Annotated in this window: 28 protein-coding genes; 15 read left to right on the plus strand and 13 right to left on the minus strand. The window is 64.0% G+C overall.

The window, feature by feature from the left end:
- The first annotated feature begins 83 nt into the window (after window positions 1–83).
- The 3 genes from JQ632_RS14160 (at window position 84) to JQ632_RS14170 (ending at window position 1642) form a co-directional block, all read left to right on the plus strand.
- A complete protein-coding gene (locus JQ632_RS14160; RefSeq protein WP_212402950.1) occupies window positions 84–590 on the plus strand; it encodes a GNAT family N-acetyltransferase in 507 nt (168 codons plus the stop codon).
- 157 nt (window positions 591–747) lie between these two features.
- Window positions 748–1050 (plus strand): hypothetical protein, encoded by a 303-nt coding sequence (locus tag JQ632_RS14165; protein ID WP_212402951.1) that lies wholly within the window; start codon window positions 748–750, stop codon window positions 1048–1050.
- Between the two features lie 118 nt (window positions 1051–1168).
- Window positions 1169–1642, plus strand: a complete 474-nt coding sequence (locus JQ632_RS14170; RefSeq protein WP_249151950.1) for a hypothetical protein — start codon at window positions 1169–1171, stop codon at window positions 1640–1642.
- An 11-nt stretch (window positions 1643–1653) separates the two neighbouring features.
- Here the strand turns inward: JQ632_RS14170 and JQ632_RS14175 are convergent, their stop codons facing one another.
- The 4 genes from JQ632_RS14175 to JQ632_RS14190 form a co-directional block, all read right to left on the minus strand.
- The gene (locus tag JQ632_RS14175) at window positions 1654–2082 is read right to left on the minus strand and encodes a VOC family protein (protein WP_212403174.1); all 429 of its coding nucleotides are present in this window, start codon (window positions 2080–2082) and stop codon (window positions 1654–1656) included.
- Between the two features lie 40 nt (window positions 2083–2122).
- Window positions 2123–2602, minus strand: coding sequence for a DUF5680 domain-containing protein (locus JQ632_RS14180; protein WP_212402952.1), 480 nt, complete (start codon window positions 2600–2602; stop codon window positions 2123–2125).
- On the minus strand, window positions 2599–4350 hold the full coding sequence (locus tag JQ632_RS14185) for a serine hydrolase (RefSeq protein ID WP_212402953.1): 1752 nt from the start codon (window positions 4348–4350) through the stop codon (window positions 2599–2601). The genes JQ632_RS14180 and JQ632_RS14185 overlap by 4 nt, the downstream gene beginning before the upstream one ends.
- 100 nt (window positions 4351–4450) lie before the next feature.
- Entirely contained in the window at window positions 4451–5602 is a 1152-nt protein-coding gene (locus JQ632_RS14190) for a zinc-binding dehydrogenase (RefSeq protein ID WP_212402954.1), read from the minus strand.
- Window positions 5603–5937: 335 nt separating this feature from the next.
- On the opposite strand from JQ632_RS14190, the gene JQ632_RS14195 reads away from it, so the two are divergent.
- The 4 genes from JQ632_RS14195 to JQ632_RS14210 all read left to right on the plus strand — a co-directional run bounded on the left by JQ632_RS14195 (window position 5938) and on the right by JQ632_RS14210 (window position 9937).
- On the plus strand, window positions 5938–7122 hold the full coding sequence (locus tag JQ632_RS14195) for a CynX/NimT family MFS transporter (protein WP_249151952.1): 1185 nt from the start codon (window positions 5938–5940) through the stop codon (window positions 7120–7122).
- A 97-nt stretch (window positions 7123–7219) separates the two neighbouring features.
- Window positions 7220–7831, plus strand: coding sequence for a PilZ domain-containing protein (locus JQ632_RS14200; protein WP_212402955.1), 612 nt, complete (start codon window positions 7220–7222; stop codon window positions 7829–7831).
- Between the two features lie 331 nt (window positions 7832–8162).
- The gene (locus JQ632_RS14205; protein ID WP_212402956.1) at window positions 8163–8789 is read left to right on the plus strand and encodes a transglutaminase-like cysteine peptidase; all 627 of its coding nucleotides are present in this window, start codon (window positions 8163–8165) and stop codon (window positions 8787–8789) included.
- A 941-nt stretch (window positions 8790–9730) separates the two neighbouring features.
- A complete protein-coding gene (locus tag JQ632_RS14210) occupies window positions 9731–9937 on the plus strand; it encodes a hypothetical protein (protein ID WP_212402957.1) in 207 nt (68 codons plus the stop codon).
- Between the two features lie 12 nt (window positions 9938–9949).
- Here JQ632_RS14210 and JQ632_RS14215 read toward each other — a convergent pair whose 3' ends face one another.
- Complete coding sequence (locus tag JQ632_RS14215; RefSeq protein ID WP_212402958.1) at window positions 9950–10669, minus strand: GntR family transcriptional regulator; 720 nt, start codon at window positions 10667–10669, stop codon at window positions 9950–9952.
- A 258-nt stretch (window positions 10670–10927) separates the two neighbouring features.
- On the opposite strand from JQ632_RS14215, the gene JQ632_RS14220 reads away from it, so the two are divergent.
- From JQ632_RS14220 to JQ632_RS14250, 7 genes are all read left to right on the plus strand, one after another.
- Window positions 10928–11914, plus strand: coding sequence for an ABC transporter ATP-binding protein (locus tag JQ632_RS14220; protein WP_212402959.1), 987 nt, complete (start codon window positions 10928–10930; stop codon window positions 11912–11914).
- A gap of 40 nt (window positions 11915–11954) precedes the next feature.
- Window positions 11955–13244 (plus strand): PotD/PotF family extracellular solute-binding protein, encoded by a 1290-nt coding sequence (locus tag JQ632_RS14225; protein WP_212402960.1) that lies wholly within the window; start codon window positions 11955–11957, stop codon window positions 13242–13244.
- On the plus strand, window positions 13244–14203 hold the full coding sequence (locus tag JQ632_RS14230; protein ID WP_212403178.1) for an ABC transporter permease: 960 nt from the start codon (window positions 13244–13246) through the stop codon (window positions 14201–14203). The genes JQ632_RS14225 and JQ632_RS14230 overlap by 1 nt, the downstream gene beginning before the upstream one ends.
- Before the next feature lie 3 nt (window positions 14204–14206).
- Complete coding sequence (locus tag JQ632_RS14235; RefSeq protein ID WP_212402961.1) at window positions 14207–15085, plus strand: ABC transporter permease; 879 nt, start codon at window positions 14207–14209, stop codon at window positions 15083–15085.
- Between the two features lie 5 nt (window positions 15086–15090).
- On the plus strand, window positions 15091–15822 hold the full coding sequence (locus tag JQ632_RS14240; protein WP_212402962.1) for an aspartate/glutamate racemase family protein: 732 nt from the start codon (window positions 15091–15093) through the stop codon (window positions 15820–15822).
- Window positions 15823–16007: 185 nt separating this feature from the next.
- Window positions 16008–16511, plus strand: coding sequence for a hypothetical protein (locus JQ632_RS14245; RefSeq protein WP_212402963.1), 504 nt, complete (start codon window positions 16008–16010; stop codon window positions 16509–16511).
- Window positions 16512–16813: 302 nt separating this feature from the next.
- Window positions 16814–17035, plus strand: coding sequence for a hypothetical protein (locus JQ632_RS14250; protein ID WP_212402964.1), 222 nt, complete (start codon window positions 16814–16816; stop codon window positions 17033–17035).
- A 9-nt stretch (window positions 17036–17044) separates the two neighbouring features.
- Here JQ632_RS14250 and JQ632_RS14255 read toward each other — a convergent pair whose 3' ends face one another.
- Both JQ632_RS14255 and JQ632_RS14260 read right to left on the minus strand, forming a co-directional pair.
- Complete coding sequence (locus JQ632_RS14255; RefSeq protein ID WP_212402965.1) at window positions 17045–17575, minus strand: gamma carbonic anhydrase family protein; 531 nt, start codon at window positions 17573–17575, stop codon at window positions 17045–17047.
- Window positions 17576–17621: 46 nt separating this feature from the next.
- Window positions 17622–17951, minus strand: a complete 330-nt coding sequence (locus JQ632_RS14260) for a DUF6949 family protein (protein WP_212402966.1) — start codon at window positions 17949–17951, stop codon at window positions 17622–17624.
- A 223-nt stretch (window positions 17952–18174) separates the two neighbouring features.
- Between JQ632_RS14260 and JQ632_RS14265 the strand changes: the two genes are divergently transcribed.
- Window positions 18175–18879, plus strand: coding sequence for a hypothetical protein (locus JQ632_RS14265; RefSeq protein WP_212402967.1), 705 nt, complete (start codon window positions 18175–18177; stop codon window positions 18877–18879).
- Between the two features lie 89 nt (window positions 18880–18968).
- Here the strand turns inward: JQ632_RS14265 and JQ632_RS14270 are convergent, their stop codons facing one another.
- From JQ632_RS14270 to JQ632_RS14295, 6 genes are read right to left on the minus strand one after another with little or no spacing between them, the layout of a single operon-like run.
- Window positions 18969–20138: an aminotransferase class V-fold PLP-dependent enzyme gene (locus JQ632_RS14270; protein WP_212402968.1), complete on the minus strand. Its 1170-nt coding sequence runs from the start codon at window positions 20136–20138 to the stop codon at window positions 18969–18971.
- 17 nt (window positions 20139–20155) lie between these two features.
- Entirely contained in the window at window positions 20156–21457 is a 1302-nt protein-coding gene (gene glyA / locus JQ632_RS14275; protein ID WP_212402969.1) for a serine hydroxymethyltransferase, read from the minus strand.
- 53 nt (window positions 21458–21510) lie between these two features.
- Window positions 21511–22305, minus strand: a complete 795-nt coding sequence (locus JQ632_RS14280; protein ID WP_249151955.1) for an amino acid ABC transporter ATP-binding protein — start codon at window positions 22303–22305, stop codon at window positions 21511–21513.
- Window positions 22302–23435, minus strand: coding sequence for an amino acid ABC transporter permease (locus JQ632_RS14285; RefSeq protein ID WP_212402970.1), 1134 nt, complete (start codon window positions 23433–23435; stop codon window positions 22302–22304). Before JQ632_RS14285 ends, JQ632_RS14280 begins: the two co-directional genes overlap by 4 nt.
- A complete protein-coding gene (locus JQ632_RS14290) occupies window positions 23432–24625 on the minus strand; it encodes an ABC transporter permease subunit (RefSeq protein WP_212402971.1) in 1194 nt (397 codons plus the stop codon). Before JQ632_RS14290 ends, JQ632_RS14285 begins: the two co-directional genes overlap by 4 nt.
- Before the next feature lie 53 nt (window positions 24626–24678).
- The gene (locus tag JQ632_RS14295; protein WP_212402972.1) at window positions 24679–25707 is read right to left on the minus strand and encodes a transporter substrate-binding domain-containing protein; all 1029 of its coding nucleotides are present in this window, start codon (window positions 25705–25707) and stop codon (window positions 24679–24681) included.
- Between the last annotated feature and the right edge of the window lie 75 nt (window positions 25708–25782).

Here is a 25782-nt window from a genome sequence, read left to right on the forward strand (position 1 = left end):
CGGACGTGTCACCGGTCAAATGACGTTGCCGGGTTCATGAGCACACGGCCTAGTGAACAACGCAGACTCCACGCAGAGAAACGATGGTGAATTCGCATTGGCGCCAGGCTCTGCCGTCCGACCTTCCGGCGATCGCCGTCATCGCCGCGCGAATTCACCCCGAGCTTCCCGAGCGCCCCGAGGTGCTTGCGGAGAAGCTGCGATTGTACCCCGACGGCTGTCGGGTGCCGATCGCCGGTGACGCGATCGTCGGCTACGGGATCGCGCATCCCTGGAAGCTGCATCTCATTCCCCCGCTCGATGATTTCCTGCACAGGCTGCCAGACGAAGCCGACTGTCTCCATGTGCATGATGTGGTGGTGTTGCCCGAATTTCGCGGCAGGCAGATCGCGGGGGCATATGTTGCTGATGTCGCGACGCTCGCGCGATCGGCGAGGATCGGCTCCCTCGCGCTCGTCTCGGTCTATGGCACGCGCGCGATGTGGGAGCGTTTTGGCTTCCGCGCCGTCGCGCCTGACGCCACGCTGCGCGGCAAGCTCGCAAGCTACGGCGAGGCCGCAACCTACATGGTCTGCACGCTTCCCGCCTGACCCCTGATGGGCACGGGCTCGCCCGGCTGTCGACCCTTATGTGCGCTAGATCACGTTAGCGCGTGCGCCGTCGAACCCGCCTTCATCAGGCTCCGTCAAACGGTCCGTACACACTGTTTCGACATTCCCAACCGAATGAACGGAGAGCGTTATGTTCATGAAATCCAGACTTTCAGCGATTGCGTTAATCACGGTCGCTGCAGCCACCGCGACGATCTCGACCAGCGCCAACGCGTTCAGCTATCGCGTCTCGACCTGCGACGTGCTCCTGCTGGGAGGCTGTGCAGACTATTTCATTGCCACGCAGCCGGCTCGTCGGATCGTTCGTGAGACGCCGCCCCTGACGCACGACATCTCGCCGACCTACATGAGACAGAGCGATCCCCGCTACAATTCCGCGATGACCGTTGCCGGCGGTGGTGGCGGAGGCGGTGGTGGCGGTGGCGGCGGCGGTCGCTAAGCCACACTGACACTGGAAAAACGTTTCGGGGCGGGCAAGCTGACAGCTTACCCGCCTCGCCCGCCTGTGACTTTGCGATGCACTTCCGCATGATATGATTGGGTTGCGTGCAAAGCAGATGCAGGCCGAGCGAATGTGGAAAGCACTTTGGAAGACTTGGACTATCGACAAGCCGGCTGCGCTCGGTAATTGGCTTTGGGAGGTCCTCGTCGTGCAACTGGCCGCTCTCCTCGACCGGCTGACGCTGCGCAAGATCATCGCCTTCATCCCCGTCGTCATTCTGATCCTAGCCTACTACCACCGCATTCCAATTCCGCCGGAGTTGATGCTGGTCGGGGATTTCCTTGCCTATATCGACGTCTTCGCGGTCGCGTTCCTGCTCGGCGTTTTCAGTCGCGCAACGACGATTCTGTTCGTCGTCAAACAGGCGACGGGACGGGCTGCACAACTCGCCCTGAGCCTGGTAGCGGCGTTTCAGCGGTTGGATTTCAGGCATCGACGTGAAGGCGGCGCGAAAAATCGGACGCGGTCGGCCGGTCAGACACGAAAGGACGATGAGCCCGTCGTCGGCGGCGGTTATGCCTGGGCCTGACGACAATTTCGCTAGATGTCCGCGAACACTTCGAGCAGGTTCCCATCGGGATCGCGAAAGAACAGCGTGCGATGTCCGAAGGGCTGGTCCGTTGGCGGGGATAGCAACGAGACGCCTTGTCGCATGAGTTCGGCCGCGCACTGATCGACTTCAGTTACGGATACCTTGAAGGCCAGTTGAAGCGACGCGCTGCCCGTGGGCGTGGGCGCATCTGTCGCGGTTCGGCTCGGCCTTGCCAGGGCCAGCGTGTTGGCCCCCACACTATACTCGATCCAGTTCGGCGAAAGCTCGCGTAGCAACGCGAAACCGAGGAGGTCCTCGTAGAAGCGGCGCATCGCCGCCATGTCGCGAACGAAAATCACGGTATAGTCAATTGCACGGATGGCATCGAAGGGCGAGCGGCTGCGCCGGCTCGGTTCGCTTGTCTGCTGGTCCATCATCATGTCGTTCACTCCAGAAAACTTCGCAGCGATATCATATCTATCGCAGCAGGCCGCCGCTGTAACGGAGCTCATAGAGCTGCACGCCGGCTTTCGAAATGGTCTCGATGCCGTGGAAACGATCGAGCGAACCCTCGACGTCGTTGCGATAGGTCATGTCGTCGGCACTGAGAACCGGCGGACCGCGATAGGGTTTTTCGATCCCGGCCGCCAGCAGGGCCCGCCGCAAGAACTTGTAGAGCGCAAGCAGCGTGGTCCGGTCCGTGATCTCGGGGCGAGCGCCGCCGCTGTAGCACATCGACCAGATCGGCGTGTCGTCCCTCGACACCGTCTCCTGCCCGACGAAAAACCCCATGCCAAAATAGATGTCGCGGTAGGCATAGGGCGGCGCGCGGTGCTCGAGCTGTTTTGAGCCGGCGAGCAAGGGGGCCGCAATGGTCGCATCGTCGTCGAGGCCGGCATAGGTTCGCCGCTTGGCCTCCAACAGAAAGGTGGCGAGATCCGGCGGAACAGCCGTCATGCGCTCTCCTGCTCCGCCACGCGGTCCGCGATGAAGGTACCGTTCGGCTGGTGGAAGACGATCTGGCCGATACTCTCCCCCTCCCCGCGAAATTCGACGGCAAAGCCCTCCAGCTCGGCGACGCGAAACCGGCGACCCTGCTGCGGCTCGAGGCGATAGGCCGGCTGGTAGTCCGGCTTCAGAATGAGCCTGCCTTCGCTGTCCAGGGTCACGCGATGGGTGATGGCGCCGCTCTTGAACTGCCCGACGCAGCGCGCGCGGAACGCGGGATCGAGACATTCGCCGGCGGCGCGGCGCTCGAACACGATGTCCTTCACCGTCGGCTCCAGCGGCACCGACAGGTGCACGATGTTGCCCTCGCGGTCGGTCTGGAAGGTGATGGGGAGATTGTCCGGATGGAGCTGGTCGACGATCTCAGGCGTGACGAACGTCTCGAAATGCCAGTGCGACAACGGCGCGCCCATGCCGCGCCACGACCAGTGCAGCGCGCCGTCCCGCTCGCGGATCTCGATCACGCCATAGGCGGGATGGGCATAGTCGGCCGCATAGGCCGACAATGCATGCGCCGGCTTGGTGTCCCTGTGACGCGCCTTCTCGCGCGCCTCCTTGTTGGCCGGGATATGGGCGATGAAGTCGTCGCGCATCTTGCGGAAGCGCGAGAGCCAGTCGACCGGCTCCCGGCCGCGCAGCCGGTCGATGATATACCACGTCAGAATCGGCGGTATCTCGTTTGAGCTGCGATTGGTCAGCACCGCGACGCCGATGCCGGAATCCGGGACCAGGGTCATGAACGAGCCCCAACCGTTCCAGCCGCCGCCATGCGATATGTGGCGGTCGCCCCGATAGGTGCTGGATTGAAGCCCCAATCCATAATGAGTGTGGCCGAACTCGGAATATTCCGACTTGGCGACGAACGCGAGCGGCGCGTGCAGTTGCTCTACCATCGTCGCCGGCAGCAGGCGCTCCCCCTCGAATTCGCCCTTGCCGAGATGCAGGCGCATCCAGTTGGCGAGATCGGCGACCGACGTGTTGATGGCGCCGGAGGCCGTGGTGCGGATCGGCAGCCGCAGCGCCGGCGAGCGCGTGTCGACGTCAATCTTGTAGGGCCGCGCCGGCTCCGATCCAGCTTCGAGCTCATCGAGCGAGAAACTGACGGTCATGCCGAGCCGGTCAGTCAGGCGCTCGCGCACGAAGGCTTCAAAGCTCTTTCCGCTCAGCCGCTCGATCAGGAGACCGGCGGCGTTGTAGCAAAGATTGCTGTATTGCCAGGTGGTGCGGATGTCGCGGCTCAGCTCGAGGTACCGCATCAGCGGCAGCATCTCGGCCGGCGAGAGGTCTCCCGGAAGATGAACCCAATCGTGCCGCGGCAGCCCCGATTGATGGCTGAGCAGGTCGCGAATGGTGACGCGCTCGGTCGCAACCGCATCCGAAAGACGAAACTCCGGCAGATAGTCGCGGACCGGTTTGGTCCAGTCGAGCAGTCCTTCGTTATGCAGCAGTGCGACCGCGGTCGCGGTGAAGGACTTCGTGATCGAGCAGATCACGAACTGGGTGCGCGGGGTGACCGGCAGATCGGCCTCGACATCGCGCTGACCGTAGGTGCGGGTGAGCGCCACCTTGCCGTCCTGCACGACGGCAAGCGCTGCGCCCGGCACCTTCCAGACCGCCATCGCTTCAGCGGCAAGCCGGTCGATATCTGACATGAGGGATGAGAGGGACGTGTCGGGAAACTCGGATGAAATGTTCATGAAACCTGCCGGCCTTGCGAGGTGCGCAGGCTAGCGGCTTCAACGTCAAATGGAAATCACGGTTGCGCATTTTTTTTCGCGACGCGCATCTCTCTCGCAGCTAACCCACCAGCTCCGGCCACGGCACGATCGTGGACTTCACCGTCTTCATCGCCATCGCATCCTTCACGGCCTGTGCGACTCCCTCCTCCGTAAACGGATAGATCGTCTGCATCTTCAGCCACGGATATTTGCCCGCCGTGCGGTAGAGCATGTCGACGCCGAGCGGCAAATCGTTGGCAGTAAAGCCCCAGGATCCCAGCACATTGAGATCCTTGGTGCAGATGCGATGCCAGGAGGTCTCGATCGAGCCGGCGTCAGTGAACTGCCCCATCTCGACATAGGTGCCGCCGTCGCGCAGCATCTCGATGCCCTCGGGGCCGGCGGTCGGATGGCCCGAGCAATCCATCACGAGATCGGCGCCAAAACCGCCGACGATGTCGCGGACCGCCTTGATGCGGTCTTGCGGCGTCTTCAGCTCCTCGATGTTGACGGTGGCCTCCGCGCCGAACTCGCGCGCGAGCTTGAGCCGCGGCTCCTCCGGCGCACCGACGCAGATCACGCGCCCTGCCCCCATCTCCCGGGCGGCGGCGACCGCAAGGATTCCGATGGGACCGGAGCCCTGGATCACGACGGTGTCGCCCCAGGTAAACCCACCGGCGCGCGTGGCGCGGTTGAAGGCGCGGATGCAGGACGTCAGCGGTTCCGACAGCGCGCCCAGCCGCAGCGACATGTCGTCGGGCAGCTTGTAGATCTTGGTGCCCGGCAGCATCTCGAGATCGACATAGACATATTCGGCCCAGCCGCCCCACAGATGCGGCGCCTTGTCGAAGCCGAGGTAGCGGCCGTAATAGACCGGCGTCAGACACTTGTTGGCCGTCTGCGGATAATGGATGCAGTAGTAGCAGCTGCCGCACGGCATCAGCGGCGGGATCATCACCTTCGATCCGACCTCGAGCCGCTTGCTCATGAAGTCTTCGGTAAACTCCTCGCCGCATTCGACGATGACGCCGCCGAGTTCATGGCCGAGCGTGAACGGCCACGGCAGCGGCTTTGGCCAGTGCCCCTTGAGGATATGCAGATCGGTGCCGCAGACGCCGCAAGCGCCGATCTTGATCAGCGCCGCCTTCCGGCCGATCTTCGGCCACGGCACGGTGCGGATAACCGGCTCGGATCCCGGTCCGGCGTGGGTGCAGACGCGGATTTGCTGCATGGTGTTTCCTCCCGCGCGCTTGTTATATTTGTTGGGCGCGACGCAAGCCTATGGGAGGCGATCGGCTCCAGCAAGTATCCGGGAAGGCGCCAATGCTGGGCGACCACCAGGCGCAAGACGCAAACACGGTGACGTGACAGCGCATCGATCATCGCATTGCACACGACGCCGCTGATCTCGGTTGCACTGCGAATGGGCTTTGCAAAGCTGCGCGGCGCACCGGCCATCCGCGGCCAGCCCTATGCGGTCTACGTCAAGGCGCTGGACGGCTGGTAACATCCACAGGTTGACACGCGCCGATTGCAACCGCACGCTGTGCGGACGATCTCATGTGAATGAGACGTCTGGGGGATGAGGCATTGCGCAGCCGCTGGGGCATTCTCGCGATCCTTTTCCTGGTGCGCCTCACCATGGCGTTCCAGTTTCAGAGCGTGGCGGCGGTCGCGCCGCTGCTTCAATCGACGTTCGGCGTCGGGCTTGCCGATATCGGCCTGCTGATCGGCCTCTACTTCACCCCCGGCGTCGTGCTGGCCCTGCCGGGCGGCGCGATCGGCGCGCGGTTCGGCGACAAGCCGACGGCGCTCGCGGCACTGGCGCTGATGATGATCGGCAGCCTGATGATGGCGCTGGCGGATGCCTGGAGCCTTCAGGTCGCCGGCCGCCTCCTTGCCGGCGTCGGCGGCGTGCTCCTGAGCGTGCAGCTCACCAAGATGACCACGGACTGGTTTGCCGGCAAGGAAATTGCGACCGCCATGGGCATCGTCATCAATTCCTGGCCGACCGGGATCGCATTGTCGCTCGTGACGCTTCCCATCATCGGCACGGCCGGCGGCACAGGCGCCGTGTTTTTCGCGGTCTGCGCGGTCGTCGCTGTTGGCATCGTGCTGTTGCTGTTCTATCAGCCGCCGCCGGTCAGCGTGTCAGCGGCCGCCGTCTCCGGCGGGCTCGATCGCCACACGGTGTCGGCCGTCATGGTCGCCGGCATGATCTGGGGACTGTTCAACGTCGGCTTCGCCATGATCCTGTCCTTCGGTCCGACGCTGCTGGTCGAGCGCGGCTGGACGGTTGCGGCGGCGGGCTCGGTGATCAGCGTCGCGCTGTGGATCTCGGCCTTCTCCGTGCCGCTCGGCGGCTATCTCGCCGATCGCACGCAGCGACCGCTGACCCTGCTCGTCGCCGGCAGCTTTGCCCTCGCGTTCCTGCTCGCGCTGCTGACCCGGTCGAGTTCGGTGGTCTTGATCGTGGTTGCGCTCGGCATCGTCTCCGGGCAGCCGGCCGGTCCGATCATGAGCCTGCCGGCGCGGGTGCTGGCGCCGCAAACGCGCGCCATCGGCATGGGCATCTTCCTCACCGTGTTCTATGCGGCCATGATGCTGGGGCCGGTCGTCGCCGGCCGGCTGGCAAGCTGGACCGGCAGCGCTTCCGCCGCCCTCGATCTCGGCGCCGCCGTGGTGCTGGTCTGCCCGCTGCTGCTGTGGCTTTTCGAGCGCATCGCCGCCCGCCGGCCACAACCCGCCTGAGCCAATCACAACTCCCGCACGCGCTGCTAACGGTACATTAACCCTGTGCGCCTTAGGGTCGTTCGGACTCCGCCCGGGCGGGGGTCGGGTAGTGAAAATGGCGTTGGCGAACAGAAAATTTCTTCCGGCCACCGAGGAGCGTCGGCGCTTCCAGCGGGTGAAAGTGCATCTGCTCGGCCGCTATATGCTGCCGGACCGCCGTGAATTTCCCTGCCAGGTCATCAACATGTCCCCCGGCGGGCTCGCCATGCTGGCGCCCGGCATCGGCAATGTCGGCGACCGCGTGGTCGCCTATCTCGACCATATCGGCCGCGTCGAAGGCAAGATCACCCGGATCATCGACAACGGCTTCGCCATGACCGTCGGGGCGACGCCCCGCAAGCGCGACAAGCTCGCCGCCCAGCTCACCTGGCTCGCTAACCGCGACATCCTCAATTTGCCCGAGGATCGCCGCCACGACCGTATCGTGCCGCGCAACCCGATCGCGGTGCTCACGCTCGAGGACGGCAACAAGATGACCTGCCGTATCATCGACCTCTCGCTGTCGGGCGCCGCGATCGCCGCGGAAAACCGCCCGCCGCTGAAATCGACGATCCTGCTCGGCCGCGTCCAGGGCCGCGTGGTGCGAAACCTCGAAGACGGCTTCGCCATCGAGTTCACGCATGAGCAGCCCATCGAGACTCTGGAAGAGAGCGTTACCGCGCGGTAAAGCGCAAACACCCGAAAAACGCAGCTTGAATCGCAGAGAACGCGGCCCCCGCATCCCGGGAGCCGCGTTTTTCATGTGCGGCCCGCGCGCGTTTCGCGGTTAACGCGGCGCCCGCCCCGGCGCACGAACGCAGCAATCGCAGGCGTCGGCGCGTTAATGCCGACAATTTTAGTCAATTGCAGTCATCTCGAATTTTACGCGAATTCTATTCAAGTAAATCTCGAATTCGCCGCTCGTTTTACTTGTGTTTGTCTCGACTTGACTTGCCTCACTTAGCGGCGACGCAAATCGTCTGTGCGAAACGTGGTCCCAACAAGAAACGGGGGCCACAATGTTCGACTTCAGAGGACAGGGGAAAGGGTTGGCGTTCGCCGCCATCCTTTTGGGAATGAGCGCGGCGGCGCAGGCCGGTGACAACCGTCTGCTCTACGCGAGCCTCGGCGATACCACGCGTGCGCCGATCGGCTGGGTCGAATTCTGTGCCGACAATACTGCCCAATGCCAGGGCGGTCCGACGCAGCCGCGCGACATCGTGATGTCGCAGACGGCGTGGCGCGATCTGCTCAAGGTCAATCGCTGGGTCAATGAGACCGTGAAGCCTTTGACCGACATGGAGCACTGGGGCGTGATCGAGAAATGGTCGTTGCCGACCGACGGCTACGGCGACTGCGAGGACTACGTGCTGTTGAAGCGCAAGATGCTGATGGATGCCGGCTGGCCGCGCGAGGCCCTGCTCATCACCGTCGTGCGTGACAAAAAAGGCGAAGGACACGCGGTGCTGACGGTCAAGACCGACAAGGGCGAGTTCGTTCTCGACAATCAGAACGAGAACGTCGTCGCCTGGACCGAGACGGGCTACCGCTTCGTCAAGCGGCAGTCGCAGGCGGATCCCAATGTCTGGGTGTCGCTCGGCGACAACCGGCCGGCGGTGTCCACGGCCAGCAACAGAGACCAATAGTTACGAGCGAACGGAATCCTTCAACGAGTTACGCGACCCGGTCACATCCCCACCCCTCCCCGTCCCAGACCGGTTCGCGCGCGGCCAGCCATCCCCCAATGGCTGGCCGCAACCATTTTGGGGCCTGGCGTGAGCATGTCTGCCGCAGGTGAACAACGTGCCCTGACCAGCCTGACATGATCTCCGCTGACGACGTGTGAGCGCGGTCGCACCCGCCTTCGATCATCTCCAGCGCCACCCGCAGTGACGACGTCCGCGATGCCACCAGCACACCCAGCGCCGGCGTGGCCGGTGCCGAGACGGCGGCCGCGGCGGCGGGCGCGGCCGGGGCGGCGGGCGATGGGCCGGCTCCGGCAATGGGCGTGCAACTTGCGCATAGGTGCGGGCGGATCTGCCTCTGTTCGGAGCGGCATGATCGCTGAACGGCTCATCCGGCAGGGCCGCGGCGGCATCCCGGGGCCACAGGCTCACGCCTGCACCGGCGAGGACCACGCCTCCAAGCAACGTGCGCAGCGCGCCGCGGCGATCCATTTCATTCATGGGGTTCTCCTTCGCGCAGTCCCTGCCCGTTCTTCCGCACAACAGATTCAACTCATGCCGGCTCCGTTCCAGAACGCGACGTGTCGCGACGAGTTGACGTCGCTGATGACAGCAAGTCAAATTACAACCCAAGAGCGATTATGCAGTCCTGCCATACGGCTCTAAGGGAGGCGCAACGTTTGCGACGTCGAATCGGGAATTTTCGGCAAGTGCGTAAACGCCGCTGTCGCGCCTGCATCGAACTCTAATCAAAGGGTGGAAATCGCATCCGACTCGTGATCAACGCCAGATTGCAATCGCTTCGGACGGGAGTACGATCCCATGAGGTCTGCGCAACAGGAGGTCATGGGGCAAGACAGGAGCTTTGCAGGCCGGCCCTCCATCAAGCGACGAGGCGCAACATGGTGGCACAAACGAGCGACGGACACATTCTGCTGACAAAGAAGCTCGGCGGACTCTTCGCAATCATCATCGGGTGCCTGCTGACCGCGGTCGGCGTGACCTTCGAATCATCCGGCACGACGATGTTGGGCGTGCTGTTTCTCGCGCTTGGCGCCGTTCTGCTCGTGCTCAAGATTATCAGGCGCCAGGGACCGCCGCTTACATAGGCGCGGGCCCGCTCACGCCCCCAGCACATCCGCGAGCCGCAACTCGTCGGCCGCGGATTCCTTCAGGAACAGTTCCGCCTCGATCTCGCGGAGATGCGAGAGCATCAGTGCGCAGGCCTGCACCTTGTCCTTCTTGCGGATCGCGGTGACGATCTCGGCATGATGGCTGGTGCCGCAGGCCGGCCGATCGTGACGGCGATAGAGCAGGATGATGAGCGAGGAGCGCGCAATCAGCTCCTTGAGAAAGCCGGCATAGATGCTGTGGCCACTCATCTCGGCGACGAGCCGGTGGAATTCTCCCGACAAGCGAACCGAGGCGCGGGCATCGCCGCGCTGCTCGGCCTCGCGCTCCTCGGCAAGATGTTGCTGGAGACGGTCGAGCCAGTCCGATGACACCGCATCGATCGCGTGATCGACGATCGAGGGCTCGATCAGCCGCCGTGCCTCGAACACCTGGCGCGCATCGGCCGGCGTCGGCCGCGCCACGAACGCGCCGCGGTTCTTCTCGATAGCGACGATGCCCTCATGCGCAAGCTGCTGGAGCGCGGTGCGCACCAGCGTGCGGCTTGCACCATAAATCTCGCCGATCTCGTCCTCGCCGAGCTTGGTGCCCGGCAGCAGCCGATGCTCCAGGATCGCGGTCGTCACGCCTTCCCGAATACGGCTGACGCGGTCGCTGCCCTGATCGGGCGCAATCGCGGGCTCGGATTTCGGTTGGGCTTTGGGGGCCATTCGGTTGGGCTCGATCGTCGGACTCACCGGCAAGGGTAGTCGACCTGCCGTATCCAATGACAGGCGAAAGATTATACAATCCCTGCCGATTTTGTGTGCATATAGTTGAGGCAAGATGCGCAGCCGACGATCAAGATCGGCGGACTTAGAGCTAACGACCTGACTTTGCTGGATCATTTGTGGAGATCCGCTCGCGCAACCCGGTTGGCATGACCCTCGCAGAGAAAAGCGGGCGTCTGCCCTGTCCCAGGAAAGTCCATGGCCCTCCCCGCCGCCCTCGAACTGGTCGCCGTCACCAAGCGCTACGACACCACGCTGGCGGTCGACGCCGTCAACCTGAAGATCCCGGCCGGCACCTATTGCTGCCTGCTCGGCCCGTCCGGCTGCGGCAAGACATCGACGCTGCGGATGATCGCGGGCCACGAGGCGGTCAGCGCGGGCGACATTATCCTGGGCGCCCAGAACGTCACCGACCTGCCGCCGGCCGATCGCGGGACGGCGATGATGTTTCAGTCCTACGCCCTGTTTCCGCACCTCTCCGTCATCGACAATGTCGCCTTCGCGCTGAAGATGCGCGGCATCGACAAGCCGACGCGCCACAAGCGGGCCGGCGAGCTGCTCGAGCTCGTGGCGATGAGCCAGTATGCGGGCCGCCTGCCGGCGCAGCTCTCCGGCGGCCAGCAGCAGCGCGTCGCGCTCGCCCGCGCCCTCATCACCGAGCCGCAGATCCTCCTGCTCGACGAGCCGCTCTCCGCGCTCGACCCTTTCCTGCGCGTCAGGATGCGCGGTGAGTTGAAGCGGCTGCAGCGCGAGCTCGGCATCAGCTTCATCCAGGTCACGCACGGCCAGGAGGAAGCGATGGCGCTCGCCGACCACATCGTGGTGATGAACCACGGCAAGATCGAGCAGCAGGGCACGGCCCGCGAGATCTTCCATCATCCCCGCACCGAATTCGTCGCGCGCTTCATCGGCGGCCACAACGTGCTCAGCGACGCGGGCCAGCTCATCGCCGTGCGCGCCGATCAACTTGGCATCGTGCCGTTCACTGACGGCGCGTTCGGCGCGCCGGCGCTGCTGACCCAGACCGAGTACCAGGGCTCCTACGTCGCCGTGTCGCTGACGCTCGACGACGGCACCGCCCTGTTCTCCCACGTTCCCGAGGCCACCTTCGACGTCAACCCCTTCCGTCCGGGTGATCGCGTGCTGGCCACCTGGGATCCCGCCAAGGCGCAACGCCTGCAATAGCCCATCGTTCGTGAAAATGCGCAACAGAGGAGTGACTGATATGACCGAGACGACCAGAAGGAAAGGCCTCAGCCGCCGCACGCTCTTGAAGGGCACCGCGGGTCTCGCGGGCCTTGCCGCCGGATCCGGCGCCATCACCGGCTTTCCTTACGTGATGTCGGCCGATCCGAAGGTGCTGCGCTATCTCGGCACCGCCGTGAACGAGGGCGACGACATCTCGAAGCAGTGCCTGAAGGACACCGGCATCAAGATCGAATACATCACCGCCACCACCGACGACGTCACCAAGCGCGTGATGACCCAGCCGAACTCCTTCGACGTGCTGGACACCGAATATTTCTCGCTGAAGAAGCTCGTGCCTTCCGGCAACATCCTCGCCCTCGACGCCAAGAAGATCAAAGAGTTCGACAACATCACGCCCGTCTTCACCAAGGGCATGACGCCCGGCGGCAAGAAGATCGGCAACCAGGGCACCGCACCCTGGAAGGTGCTCTATCTCGAAGGCAAGGACTCCAAGAAGTTCGCGACGTCGGCGACCGAGTTCGTGACGCTGATTCCGACCGTCTACAACGCCGATACGCTCGGCATCCGTCCCGATCTCATCAAGCGCCCGATCTCGTCCTGGGCCGAGCTGCTCAACCCGGAATTCAAGGGCAAGGCCTCGATCCTCAACATTCCCTCGATCGGCATCATGGATGCCGCGATGGTCGTCGAAGCCACCGGCAAATACAAATATGCCGACAAGGGCAACATGACCAAGGAAGAGATCGATCTCACCATGAAGGTGCTGACCGAGGCCAAGAAGGCCGGCCAATTCCGCGCCTTCTGGAAGGACTTCAACGAGAGCGTCAACCTGATGGCCGCGGGCGAGACCGTCATCCAGTCGATGTGGTCGCCGGCCGTGACCAAGGTGCGCTCGATGGGCATCCCCTGCACCTTCCAGCCGCTGAAGGAAGGCTATCGCTCCTGGGCCTCGGGCTTCTGCGTCTCCAAGGGCGTGTCGGGTGCCAAGCTCGACTGGGCCTATGAGTTCGTCAACTGGTTCCTGTCCGGCTACGCCGGCGCCTATCTCAACCGCCAGGGCTACTACTCGGCCGTGCTCTCGACCGCGAAGGCGCACATGGAGCCTTACGAGTGGGCCTACTGGATGGAAGGCAAGCCCGCCGAAAAGGACATCAAGGCGCCCGACGGCTCGCTGCTCGAGAAGGCCGGCGCGGTGCGCGACGGCGGCTCCTACGAGGACCGCATGGGCGGCGTCGCCTGCTGGAACGCTGTCATGGACGAGAACGACTACATGGTCCGCAAGTGGAATGAGTTCATCGCTGCGTGATGACCACCTCGGATGAAATACTGCAAGAAGGATCCCCGGGCGTGACCCGGGGATCCCCGAAGGCACAGGCGTCGCTGAGGCCGCGCCTGTCGCCCTCCTTCGTGTCCTGGCTCCAGGCCGGGCCGATGATGCTGGTGTTTCTCGCCTTCTTCCTGATCCCGCTGGTGTTCGTGGTGATCGTGTCCTTCTGGGACTACAATGAATACCAGTTGCTGCCGGCCTTCTCCGGGCGCGGCTATACCGACACGTTCGAAGGCTGCATCGACAAGCTGCCCGAGCTCTGCACGATCGGCCGCACCTATGTGATGACGCTGAAGCTCTGCTTCATGGTCTGGGCGATCACGCTGTTCATCGGCTTCTGGGTCGCCTACTTCCTCGCCTTCCACGTCAAGTCCAAGACCTGGCAGATGGGGCTCTCGCTACTCTGCACGATCCCGTTCTGGACCTCCAACGTCATCCGCATGATCGCGTGGATTCCGCTGCTCGGCCGCAACGGCCTGGTGAACTCCGGCCTCGTCAAGGCGGGGCTGATCAACCACCCGGTCGAATGGCTGCTGTTCTCCGAATTCTCCGTGGTGCTGGCGCTCGTGCACCTCTTCACCTTCTTCATGGTGGTGCCGATCTTCAATTCGATGGTGCGCATCGACAAGTCGCTGATCGAAGCGGCCTACGACGCGGGCGCATCCGACTTCCAGACGCTTGTCAACGTCATCATCCCGCTCTCAAAACCCGGCATCGTGATCGGCTCGATCTTCGTCATCACCATCGTGATGGGCGATTTCATCACCATCGGCGTGATGGGCGGCCAGCAGATCGCCGCTGCCGGCAAGATCATCGAGACGCGGGTGAACGCGCTGCAATTCCCGGCTGCGGCGGCGAATGCCGTGATCCTGCTCGTCATTACGTTCCTGATCATCACCATGATGTCGCGTATCGTCGACATCAAGAAGGAGCTGTAGACGATGAAGGAGGGACGCCCGCGCAGTTTCTACGTGCTCGCAATCTTCTTCGCGGCCTATGTGCTGTTCCTTTATGGCCCGATGATCGCGATCTACATCCTGTCGTTCCAGGGACCGTCGGGCGGCCTCACCTTCCCGATGAACGGCGTATCGACCTTCTGGATCGCAAAGCTGTTCCAAGGCACCGGGATCGTCGATCTCGGCGCGGCCTTCCGCCGCTCGCTGCTGCTCGGCATCATTGTGATGATCGTCACGGTCGTGCTGTCGGTCGCCGCCGGCATGGCCTTCCGCAGGAGGTTCAAGGCGCAGAGCATCCTGTTCTACTCCGCGATCGCCAGCCTCATCGTGCCCTCGATCATCACCTCGCTCGGCATATCCCTTGAATTCCGCATCATCGACGATCTGATCAAGGCGCATTGGCACGAGAACTTTGAGACCTCGATGGGCCTGCTCACCTCCGGGCTTGGCGCGCATCTGACATGGACGCTGCCGTTCGGCCTGCTCATCATGTTCGCGATCTTCAACCGTTTTGATCCGAGGCTCGAGGAAGCCGCCCGCGATCTCGGTGCGACGCCGTGGCAAACCTTCCGTCATGTCGTGCTGCCGATCATCCTGCCCTCCGTGATCGGCATTGGACTGTTCGGCTTCACGCTGTCCTGGGACGAGCTCGCGCGCTCGAGCCAGGCAATCGGGGCAGTGAATACATTGCCGCTCGATCTTCAGGGCCTCACCACGACAGTGACGAACCCTGACATCTATGCGCTCGGCACCGTGATCTCGGCCGTCTCGTTCACGGTGATCACCCTTGCGCTCGGCACCATCCACGTGCTGAACAAGCGGCAGGCGGCCAAAGGCTCGGACGCTGGCAAGGGGCTTGTCTGATCGCGATGCGGCTGCACATCGTCAATCCCAACACGACGGCGTCGATGACGGCGAAGATCGCGACCGCCGCCCGTGCCGTCGCGCTCCCCGACACCATGATCGATGCACGCCAGCCCGATATGGGACCGGTCTCGATCGAAGGATTTTACGACGAAGCGTTCGCCGTTCCGGGCATGCTCGGATGTATCCGCGATGCCGATCGCGATGGCGCGGACGCCCACATCATCGCCTGCTTCGACGACACCGGCCTCGACGCCGCGCGTGCTGCGGCCAAGGCGCCGGTGATCGGCATCGGCGAAGCCGCCTTCCACATGGCAAGCCTGATCGCCGCGCGCTTTGCCGTGGTCACGACACTCGGCGTCTCGATCGTGCCGATCGAGCACAATTTGCAGAAGTACGGCCTTCTTGCGCGCTGCGCCCGCGTCCGCGCCGCCGAGGTGCCGGTGCTGGCACTCGAGGAGCGCAATTCGGATGCGCTGGGCAAGATCGCCGCCGAGATCACAGCGGCGATGCGCGATGACCGGGCCGAGGCCATCGTGCTCGGCTGCGCCGGCATGGCGGATCTTGCCGGCGAGCTCGCGGCCAAACACGGCCTGCCGGTGGTCGATGGGGTCGCCGCGGCGGTGACGCTGGCCGAGGGCCTAGTGCGGCTGGGGCTCAAGACCTCCAGGCTCGGGCCCTACGCGGCGCCGGGCACCAAGACCTATGCGGGCTTGTTCTCCCGGTTTCAGCCGTGAACACGGCCAGGAAACCCCTGGAACGGGGCCATTTTCGCCGGCGGACGCCCGGCTGCCGGAGTTTTTGGTCCTTTAGCCTCGTTTTCGACCCATTCCTTGCCGAAATGTAACTTTTTCGGGACGTCCCGGCTGCCCACGCGCTGCCGGTCTTTGCCGCATAGGTCTTGTTTGGGGCTTTGTCTGGGATGATCGACCGCGCGCCCGCCGAACCGCAAAGCAATGCCTTCAGCCGTATCGGCGCCCAGCCGATTGCGCTGACGGCCGCGGCACTTTTCCTGCTCATCGCCGGCGTCACCTCGATTGCGATCTGGCGCGCTTATACCGGTGCAACGCCGGAAACCGACCGCATGGTTGCGTCGCGGCAGCTCCAGGCCCGCACCGCCCAGGCCTCAGAACAGCTCGTGGAAAAGACCAGGGGACTGGAGGCCACCCAGCAGGAATCGATCGACCAGCTCCAGGTCGTGCAGGACCAGCTTCAGACGGTCCGCCGCCTGCTCGCGGCGCAGCAGTCCGATACCAAGCGGCTGTCCGAACAGGTCGCGAGCCTGAACGAATCCATCGACGGGCTTCGGAAATCCTTCGCCAGCGCCCAGACCAGCGAACCCGAGACGCCGACCGTGACCCGGCGCAAGCCGGTCCGCCACCGCGGCTATGCCAGTGCCCGCAAGAGAGGCAAGTCGCGCGGCTGATTCGCGCGGTGACTAATTTTTGCCGCTTGTGAACTGGATCACACTTCCCTGTGTGATTCCGGGTCATGCTTGGGTTCACCGGATGGCGTGAGCCGATTTCAATATCCGGGGCTGGCAAGGTCGTTGACGGTATATTGCGTCAACGGCCTTGTTCTTTTAGGCGCCAGCCCCGCCCTACTTCCCCCACAGACCTTGAATGCGATGCAGCCGCCAGCTCCTTGGCGTCATGACACGCTTCCGCACCAGATGTGGCAAGCTGCGAGCCGTGCCAGGCGACACGGGCGAACCGGCAAGAGGCGGCCATGCGCAAGTTGATCGAATTCGACGACGACACGCTCGACAAGCTCAAGCAGCTCGGACGCGATCGTGCGAAGACGCTCCAGGAGTTGACGGATGAGGCGATCGCCGATCTCCTGAAGAAGCATGGCGTGCCGCGCGATCTCAGGGACGCACTGCGCAAGAGCGCGAAGCTCGATCGAACGATCTCAGGATCTGCATCCCGAAAGACGAGAACGACACGTTGAGGCAAGGCCTCATCCGATCCGCTTCAATCCCTTCGTGAAGCGCGGGCCGTTGGCGACATAGAAGCGCGCGGCACTGCCCATCTTCTGGACCTGCGTATCATCGAGCGTGCGGATCACGCGCGCCGGCGAGCCGATGATGAGGGAGCGCTCGGGAAATTCCTTGCCTTCGGTGATGACCGAGCCTGCGCCGACGATGCTGTTGCGGCCAATCCGCGCGCCGTTCATCACGATCGAGCCCATGCCGACCAGCGCGCCGTCCTCCAGCGTACAGCCGTGCAGGATGACGTTGTGGCCGACGGTGCAGCTCTTGCCGATGACGAGCGGAAAGCCGAGATCGGTGTGGCAGGTCGATCCGTCCTGGACGTTAGAGCTTTCGCCGATTTCGATCCACTCATTGTCGCCGCGCAGCACCGCGCCGAACCAGACGCTGGCGCCCGGCTTCAGGCGCACGCGGCCGATCACGGTTGCGGTTTCCGCGATGAAGTAATTTCCGTCGGCTGGAAGATCGGGCGCCTGCCCGTCGAGTTCGTAGATCGCCATCAAGGTCTCCTGTCAGAAGACCTATAGCAAAGGGCAAAGCGCCCTGTCAGCCCAGCACGCCCGTCGCGCGCAGCGTCATCAGGAAGAAGGTGCCGCTCATCATGCTCCAGAAGCCCGCGATGATGGTGGCCATCATCACGAATTCGAAGCGGCGGTTCTCCAGCCGCGCACCGCGCAGCGTGTTGCGCATGATGATGAAGGGCGCCGCGAACACCAGGAACGGCACGGCGGCAAACGTCTTCGGCGCCACGCCCTGCTGCAACAGCCCGAAGCCGGCGGGCCGCGTCGCAAAAACCTGGAATCCGCTGACCAGCGCCCCCGCAAGCGCGAACCCGATGCAGATCGAGAACAGGGAATTCAACGCCTCAGGTGACATCAGAAGGGTTCCGCCAATACGCAACGCGACGCGCCCACCTGTGACAAAAAGTACGGCTCCGCGCCAGATTATCCTTAAGGAAAGGTTAACGCGGAGCGGCCCAGCGGCCACCCACGCCGCATGCCCGGAATGCTCCGCGAATGGGCCGCCCCATGGCATATTCGCCCCTGATTCGTCGGCCAGCGGCCGACTTCCCGGACAAGGCGCATTTTCCAGCTCAGCGATGACGGTGTTCTCGGCAACCTCCCCCCGCAACGGCCGCGCCCGGACGCACATGCTGCCGATCGCGGTGGGCGGCGCCTTTGCGGCGGCCGCGCTTGCGCTGGTCGCCTATCTGTTGTGGCCGACCTGGGGCACGGTGGTCGGGGCCAGCGCGCCGGAAAAACTGCCGGTCAGCGTCGGCAACACGCTGTTCAACGTGCCGACCGCGGCGATCAGGATGAAGATCCAGCGTCACTCCGGGCCGCAGGAGCGCATCGACCTCGACTTCCTCTATCCCTCGCTCGAAGCACCGGGCGCGCCGAAGCACGTCACGGCCGAAAGCGTTGATGCGACGATGCAGCCGATCGACCGCATCTTCCTCTCGATCTCGGCGCATCACGATGCGCTGGCGCCGGAAGCGCGCGTTGCCACCATCTATCCGCGCTATCTCGATCGCGCGCCGGGCTCAGCGGATGACGGGCTGACGCTGCGCAAATTCCGCACCGAGACGCCCTATGGCAGCGAGGACCTGTTCTCCGCCGCAAGCCCGCCGCTGAACGCGCGCTGCACGCGCGATGCGGCGACACCCGGGATGTGCCTTTCCGAGCGCCGCATCGGCGGCGCCGACCTCACCTTCCGCTTTCCGCGAAGCTGGCTCGGCAATTGGCGCGAGGTGGCGGACGCGATGGAGAAGCTGACGGCGCAGTTGCGAGGGCCGAAAAGCTGAGCGGAACCAAAAGCTGCGAAAACAACCCCATGCAAAGTAGCCGGCGACGCCGGCTAAATCGCGCGTCTTTCCGAAAATCGCCTGATGGATCAGGCCGCTGCCCCGGCCCGTACCGGCAACGTCCCGCGCTCGGCAATCACCCGCGCGAACCGGTCGACGTCATCGGCCGTATTGAACAAGCCGAAGGACACACGGATGCCGTCCCGCTCCGGTGACACGCGCACCTGCCGGCTCGCGAGATAATCGGCCCACTCCTCCGCCGGCAGATCCAGCACGTAGATGTGCGGCGAGCGATCGGCGCGGGCGCGCGGTCCCACGAGGCGGATGCCGAGATCGTCGATCCGCTCGATCAGGCGATCGCCGAGATCGTAGAGGTGCGCCTCGATGGCGGCCAGGCCGACGCTCTCGATCAGCGTGAGCGACGCGTCCAGGGCATGGATGTCCGGCAGGTTGAAATTGCCGATCTCAAACCGCCCCGCGCCCGCCTTCAGCGCCATGTTGTCGGCGCGCGCGATGTAGTCGCCCGGCGGATAGGCCAGGCTCGACATCGCGAGATAGGCCGGCTGCAATTCGTCGAGCCCCTGTCGGCAATAGAGGATGCCAAGCCCCTGCGGCACCAGCAGTCCCTTGTGGCAGCCGAAGCCGATCAGGCTTGCACCGCTCGTCCGGACATCCAGCGGGATGACACCGGTCGACTGCATCGCGTCGATGACGAAATAGAGCCGCCTCTCGGCGCAGAGCGCCCCGATGCCGTCGATGTCGAAACGGTGCCCGGCGTGGAAGGTCACATGCGAGAGCGAGATCGCGCGCGTTCGGGCATCGATATGGGGCGCGAACATCTCGGCGCGTGCCGTTTCGCCCGTCATCGGCACGAAGCGCACCTCGACGCCCTTGCGTCGCAGATTGAGGAACGCATAGGCGTTGTTGGGATGGTCGCCTTCGACGAGGAGCACGTTGTCTCCCGCCATCAACGGCAAGGCATTTGCGGCGATGTTCATGCCCTCAGAGGTGTTCTTGGTGAAGGCGATCTCGTCCGGCGCGGCGTTGAGAAGCTTCGCCACGCGGGCGCGAACCTGCTCGACCCGCTCGAGCCAGACGGGTTTTGGGCCCGCCATTTCATGGCCTTCACGATAGAAGCCGAGCAGCGCCTCGCGAACGCTTGTCGCAAGCGGCGTCTGATGCGCAGAGTCGAGATAGAGCAAGCGCTCGGTCACAGGGAATTGGCTGCGGACCGCAGCGACGTCGTAGTGGCAGTTCATGATGCGTGGCTCTGGTATCAATCGACAAAGGACGGAATGGGATGGGCGATGGCGAGGTCCTTCAGCCTGCGAAGCCGCGCCGGATCGACCGGAGCGGTCGGGCCGGAGCGCAGGATCGCCGCGACCTCGCGACCAAGCGTCCTTGCGTCGGCCGTATCGAAGCCGCGGATCGTCAGGGCGATGCTGCCGAACCGGAACGCGGTCCGCGGTTCGCCTGACACACCCGGTGCGCGCATCGCATTGCCGATCACGCCGTGGGCGCCCAGCCCCGCCACCAGTTGCGGCTGCGTCCAGCCTTCGCCGGTATAGGCCATGATCATGTGCGAGTCCGTGCCGCCCGTGTAGAGCTCGATCCCGCCCTCCTCCAAACCCGCGCCGAAGGCCTTGGCATTTGCGACCACGTCGCGCATCAGCTGCGCGAAGGCCGGGCGGGTGATCATTTCCATCTGCACGGCCCGCGCCGCGATCATGTTCGAGGCTGCCGGGCCCTGCAGGCCGGGATAGACGGCGGCGTCGATGGCGGCGCCAAAACGCGCCTTGGCGAAGACAAACGCGCCGTTGCGCGGTCCGCACAAGGTTTTCTGCGTCGAGCTCGTGGACACGTCGGAGTACGGAACCGGATTGGCATGGAGGCCCACAGCGATCAGCCCCGCGACATGCGCAATGTCGGTGAAGACCAGCGCGCCGACTTCATCGGCGATGGTCTTCAATCCGGCGAAGTCGATCTCACGCGGATAGGATGACGGACCGGCAAGCAAGGCGTGCGGCTTCACCTTGCGCGCGAGGTCGCGAGCCTGATCGAGATCGACCGCGCCGGTACTGGTAACGCCGAAGGACACGACCTCGCGGTTCGCGCCCGTGATATGGCGCATGGCGCCGTGGCTGACATGGCCGCCGGCGAGTTCGTCGAAGGTGAGCAACCGCGCGCCCTCGGCCGGCAGGATCGCACGAAGGACGGCGACATTGGCGATGGTCGACGACAGCGCCTGGACGTTGACGTATTCGGCGCCGAAGATCGCCTTGGCGCGATCGATCGCGAGATTCTCGATCGCATCGAGCTCTTCGCAATTGGCAACGCTGCGACGGCCAGGCAGCCCCATCGGCGCTCGGTTGACGAGATGGGTTCCCTCGATCTGTCGCAGGCCGAGCGGCGCATAGGACGCAGACGCGATCATGTTGAGGGACAGCGCCTCCCGCTTGCGGTCCTGGTCGATCAGCGCAACGACGTCAGCGCCGACCTGACGAGCATCGGCCCCGAAGAAGCTGTGCCAGTTGGCGGCGGTCGAATGGGGCTGAACGGCGCCCGTCGAAAGTGACATGTGTCATCCTTTTTCTTGGTGATCGGAATACTGCGTTGGAGGCGACGGCTTCGTCAGTGACGGAGCACGCGCGAGAGAAAGGTTTTGGTTCGCTCATGCGTCGGCCGGTCAAAAATCTCCGCCGGCGTACCGATCTCCAAGATGCGGCCGTGATCGATGTAGACGACGCGGTCGGCGACCTCGCGGGCAAAGCCCATTTCGTGGGTCACGATCATCATCGTCATGCCTTCGCGCGCGAGCTCACGCATGACGTCTAGGACTTCGCCGACCATCTCGGGGTCGAGCGCCGAGGTCGGCTCGTCGAACAGCATGATGTGTGGCTCCATCGCCAGCGAGCGCGCGATTGCGACGCGTTGTTGCTGACCGCCGGAGAGCTGAGCCGGAAGCTTGTGGGCGTGGTCACGCAGCCCGACCCTGTCGAGCAGCCGCAACGCCGTCGCCTTCGCTTCGTCGGGCTTCCGACCACGAACGCGGATCGGCGCAATCGCGACGTTGTCGATCGCGCTCATATGCGGGAAGAGATTGAACTGCTGGAAGACCATGCCGACGCCCTTGCGGATCCTGGCCAGTTCCTTCTCGCCGCCGATCTCACGATCGGCCTCCGTCGGCATGTTGAAGCCGTCCACCGTGAGGCGGCCGCTCTGATACATCTCCAGACCGTTGACACAACGGATCAAGGTCGACTTTCCCGATCCGCTGGCGCCGATGATGACCACGACCTCGCCGCGGCCGACATCGAGATCGATGTCCTTCAGGACATGGAACGCACCGAAGGACTTGTTGAGCCTGCTGATGCTGACGATGACGTTGGGCGACGTCGTGACTTCCGGAATCTGGATGGCGTTCATCGCGATCCCCTTGCGAGATGGGCTTCTAGTCGGCGCGAGGCGTAAGTGATGGCCCCGCCGATGGCGAGATAGACGGCGAAGAGAAAGACGTAGATCTCGTAGGTCCGGCCGCTGTTCTGCGGATCGGCGAGAATCATTTGTCCGGCGCGCAGGAAGTCGGTCAGGCCGATGATGAAGACCAGCGTTGCGCCGTTGAAGATGTCGAGGACCTGTCCGACCAGCGACGGAACGACAACGCGCAGCGCCTGCGGCAGCACGATGTCGACATTGAGCGTCCAGCTGTTCATGGCGAGCGAACGCGCCGCCTCGATCTGGCCCTTCGGAACCGCCTGAAGTCCACTGCGGACATATTCGGCGACATAGGCCGCGAAGAAGAGCGCATAACCGGCCATGCCGCGCAGCAGGCTTGGCACGGACGTATCCGGCGACAGCAGCGGCACGATGATCCAGATCCAGTAGACGACGAGGATGAGCGGGACCGACCGCATCGTCTCGATATAGGCGGTCGAAATCACGCGCACGCTCGCGATGCGGCTTTGCCGGCCGAGCGCGAGCAATATCCCGAACGGCAAGGTCAGGATCGAGACCGCGATCGTCAGGACAACGCTGAGCAAGAGACCGCCCCAGACCTCGAAGCCCGGTGGCGAGAGCACGACGAAGATGGCGACCACGCCTGCGAGAAGTCCGGCCAAGACGACGCGCTGGTCACACTTCGAATGATGGACAGCTACCCATGCAACGACGCCAAGCGCAGCACTGGCGATCGTGAGCAGGCTGGCTGACACGCCGACGGCGGCAGCGATCGTCCCCGCGATCGCGGCTGCGACCATTGCTGCGACCGCCAACGCGGCGCGTCCCGGGCGAACCGAGAGGCCAAGGCCCGCGCCGAACATCGCGCACAACGTCGCGACTGAGAACCATGCCCGCCAGAGCTGATCGGCGGGGTATATGCCGGTCATCAGCACCTTGAGACTGCCGCCGACGACCTCCCAATGCGCGTCGACCAGGATCCAGTGTGCGAAGGCATAAACCGCCCAGGCCAACACGGGGATGACGACAAGCGAAAGTGCGGTGTCGAACGGTTTTGCAAAGAGATTGCGATGCAGCCACCGCAGCGCGACTGTGCTCATCGTGCCCCCCGTCCGTTCACGCGCGCGTTGAGCGCGTTGACGCAGGCGCTGATGATCCAGCTCAGCGCGAGGTAGGTCAGCATGACGATCACGACGCCTTCGAGGTTTCGTCCGGTCTGGTTCGAGACGGTGCCGTAGACGTTGAACAGGTCCGGAAAGCCAATTGCGATCCCGAGCGAGGTGTCCTTGGTCAGGCTGATGTATCGGTTGGCGAGCGACGGCAGGACGATGCGGAAAACCTGGGGAAGGATGATGTCGCGCAGCGTGTGCGAACGCGACAGCCCGAGCGAGGCAGACGCCTCCCATTGCCCTTTCGGCAGCGCTTCGATCGCGCCGCGGACGATCTCGGCGACATAGGCCGAGCTGTTGACGACGATGGCGAGCAGCAGCGCCGTCATTTCCGGCGACAGGGCAAAACCTCCGCGCGCGCCGAACCTTGTAGCGACCGGCAGGTCGAAGCCGAGGGGAAAACCGACGAGAGCGGTTGCGATCAGGGCCGCGGTCGTCACGGCCAGAAGGATCAGCCGGCGTCGCGGCCCGCGCAGGACCAGGCAGGCGACGGCTGATGCGGCGGCGATGGCGAGCAATCCCCAGGACGCAAAGCCGGCACTCTCGGAGATCACGAGGCCAGGCAAGTAGACGCCCGAACGGCTGACGAGGAGGCTGCCGAACCAGTTGGAAGCAGCACTGGCCGGAGGGAAACGCAGGACCACGGCAAAATACCAGAACACGATCTGGATCAGCAGCGGCGTGTTGCGCACGGCTTCGACCAGCCCAAAGCAGAGGTTACGCACCAGCCAGTTGGTCGAGAGCCGGCCAATGCCGACCAGCGTCCCGAAGATGGTGCAGAGGACGATCGCCGACAGCGCGACCTTTAGTGAATTCCACAGGCCCGCGAAGAGCGCCTGGAGATTGCTGTGGGAGGGAGAGAACGGCTCCAGAACCGGCCAGATGCCCTCGCGCGAAGGGACGAGCCCTTCGCTGAGACTGAAATTCGCGACATTGCCGAGATAGCCGAACGAAAAGTGGATGCCCTTGCGGGCCAATGCCTCACGGACGGCAAGGCCGAGCCAGATGACCAGTGCAGCCACCACGATCACGATCGCTGCCTGCAAGAGCCATTTGGACGCGATCAGCAGGCGGCGACGTGCCGACGGGATGGTGTGATACTCGGCGATCTCTGTGGTCACGATCCGCCTCTCGCGTTCGGGCGAGCCAGCCGGCTCGCCCTCGACCATGTGGCTCAGTTCCAGGGCGGCGAATACTCGGCGCCGCCCTTGGTCCACATCGCGTTGGGGGTGCCGGCACGATCGATGAAATAGGGCGTCTTGGGACCGAGATTGCGGTCGTAGATCTCGCCGTAGTTGCCGACTGATTTGATCATGCTGGCGACGAAATCGTCGGACACGCCAAAGTCCTTGCCAAAACCATCCTTCACGCCGAGGAATTTCTGCACGAAGGCGCTTTCGTCCTTCATCCTGTCGGCGAGGTTGGCCGACGTGATGCCCCACTCCTCCGCCTGGAACAGGGCAAAAGTCGCCCATCGCAGGAGGTTGCGCCATTTGGAATCATTGGCGATGACGAAGCCCGCAAACGGCGACTTGTTGAGGGTCTCGGGCAGGATCGAAAAATCGTCCGGCTTGGCCGAGTTGCCGCGCCAGGCTGCAAGCGCAGACTTGTCGGTCGACATCGCGTTGCAGCGATCGCTCTGCAGCGCACCAAACAGCTTCTCGAGATTCTCGAAGGTGAGAACCTTGGTGGTCTTGAAACCGCGCGCGCGGACGAAGCTGGCGAGCGTGGCTTCGGTGCCGGAGCCCTGCGTCGTGCAGATCGTCGCGCCGTCCAATTCAGCGGCGGACTTCACTCCGGAGGCCGCCTTCACCATCATGCCGGTGCCGTCGTAGAAATTGATCGGCAGGAAATCGACGCCTACAGCGGATTCGCGCACCGGCTTGACGGTGGTGTGTGCGAAGACGACGTCGACCTGCCCGGTCTGCAAGGCATTGAAACGGCTCTTGTCGGTGACGACGACGAAGTTGACCTTGCCGGCGTCGCCGAGAACGGCCGCCGCCATGGCACGGCAGAAATCGGCATCGAGTCCTTCGATCTTGCCGGTCTTGGTATTGAGGTAGCCGAACCCGGGAGCCGTGTTGTCGGTGCCGCAGTTCAGGACGCCGCGCTGCTTGACGTTGTCGAGCACGGTCGCGAAGGCGCCGGACGCCCACAGCGATGCTGCGGCAAGCGCAGCGACCAGAAATTTCGAACGAGCCATCTGAGAACCCCTCTCCGTTTGTGGTCGCCGCTACTCCACAGCTCCGGGGATCAAGGCTACAAGCGCAAAACAATT

The organism is Bradyrhizobium liaoningense, from assembly GCF_018130955.1.
Taxonomy (GTDB): domain Bacteria; phylum Pseudomonadota; class Alphaproteobacteria; order Rhizobiales; family Xanthobacteraceae; genus Bradyrhizobium; species Bradyrhizobium liaoningense_C.

Coding starts and splice junctions, on each gene's coding strand:
- JQ632_RS14250 (WP_212402964.1), top strand. CDS start 16,814: ATGCGCAAGTTGATCGAATTCGACGACGACACGCTCGACAAGCTCAAG.
- JQ632_RS14190 (WP_212402954.1), bottom strand. CDS start 5,602: ATGCAGCAAATCCGCGTCTGCACCCACGCCGGACCGGGATCCGAGCCG.
- JQ632_RS14165 (WP_212402951.1), top strand. CDS start 748: ATGAAATCCAGACTTTCAGCGATTGCGTTAATCACGGTCGCTGCAGCC.
- JQ632_RS14295 (WP_212402972.1), bottom strand. CDS start 25,707: ATGGCTCGTTCGAAATTTCTGGTCGCTGCGCTTGCCGCAGCATCGCTG.
- JQ632_RS14260 (WP_212402966.1), bottom strand. CDS start 17,951: ATGTCACCTGAGGCGTTGAATTCCCTGTTCTCGATCTGCATCGGGTTC.
- JQ632_RS14205 (WP_212402956.1), top strand. CDS start 8,163: ATGTTCGACTTCAGAGGACAGGGGAAAGGGTTGGCGTTCGCCGCCATC.
- JQ632_RS14185 (WP_212402953.1), bottom strand. CDS start 4,350: ATGAACATTTCATCCGAGTTTCCCGACACGTCCCTCTCATCCCTCATG.
- JQ632_RS14270 (WP_212402968.1), bottom strand. CDS start 20,138: ATGAACTGCCACTACGACGTCGCTGCGGTCCGCAGCCAATTCCCTGTG.
- JQ632_RS14255 (WP_212402965.1), bottom strand. CDS start 17,575: ATGGCGATCTACGAACTCGACGGGCAGGCGCCCGATCTTCCAGCCGAC.
- JQ632_RS14160 (WP_212402950.1), top strand. CDS start 84: ATGGTGAATTCGCATTGGCGCCAGGCTCTGCCGTCCGACCTTCCGGCG.
- JQ632_RS14235 (WP_212402961.1), top strand. CDS start 14,207: ATGAAGGAGGGACGCCCGCGCAGTTTCTACGTGCTCGCAATCTTCTTC.
- JQ632_RS14200 (WP_212402955.1), top strand. CDS start 7,220: ATGGCGTTGGCGAACAGAAAATTTCTTCCGGCCACCGAGGAGCGTCGG.
- JQ632_RS14220 (WP_212402959.1), top strand. CDS start 10,928: ATGGCCCTCCCCGCCGCCCTCGAACTGGTCGCCGTCACCAAGCGCTAC.
- JQ632_RS14175 (WP_212403174.1), bottom strand. CDS start 2,082: ATGATGGACCAGCAGACAAGCGAACCGAGCCGGCGCAGCCGCTCGCCC.
- JQ632_RS14195 (WP_249151952.1), top strand. CDS start 5,938: ATGAGACGTCTGGGGGATGAGGCATTGCGCAGCCGCTGGGGCATTCTC.
- glyA (WP_212402969.1), bottom strand. CDS start 21,457: ATGTCACTTTCGACGGGCGCCGTTCAGCCCCATTCGACCGCCGCCAAC.
- JQ632_RS14280 (WP_249151955.1), bottom strand. CDS start 22,305: ATGAACGCCATCCAGATTCCGGAAGTCACGACGTCGCCCAACGTCATC.
- JQ632_RS14285 (WP_212402970.1), bottom strand. CDS start 23,435: ATGAGCACAGTCGCGCTGCGGTGGCTGCATCGCAATCTCTTTGCAAAA.
- JQ632_RS14240 (WP_212402962.1), top strand. CDS start 15,091: ATGCGGCTGCACATCGTCAATCCCAACACGACGGCGTCGATGACGGCG.
- JQ632_RS14225 (WP_212402960.1), top strand. CDS start 11,955: ATGACCGAGACGACCAGAAGGAAAGGCCTCAGCCGCCGCACGCTCTTG.
- JQ632_RS14265 (WP_212402967.1), top strand. CDS start 18,175: ATGACGGTGTTCTCGGCAACCTCCCCCCGCAACGGCCGCGCCCGGACG.
- JQ632_RS14210 (WP_212402957.1), top strand. CDS start 9,731: ATGGTGGCACAAACGAGCGACGGACACATTCTGCTGACAAAGAAGCTC.
- JQ632_RS14180 (WP_212402952.1), bottom strand. CDS start 2,602: ATGACGGCTGTTCCGCCGGATCTCGCCACCTTTCTGTTGGAGGCCAAG.
- JQ632_RS14230 (WP_212403178.1), top strand. CDS start 13,244: ATGACCACCTCGGATGAAATACTGCAAGAAGGATCCCCGGGCGTGACC.
- JQ632_RS14170 (WP_249151950.1), top strand. CDS start 1,169: ATGCAGGCCGAGCGAATGTGGAAAGCACTTTGGAAGACTTGGACTATC.
- JQ632_RS14215 (WP_212402958.1), bottom strand. CDS start 10,669: ATGGCCCCCAAAGCCCAACCGAAATCCGAGCCCGCGATTGCGCCCGAT.
- JQ632_RS14245 (WP_212402963.1), top strand. CDS start 16,008: ATGATCGACCGCGCGCCCGCCGAACCGCAAAGCAATGCCTTCAGCCGT.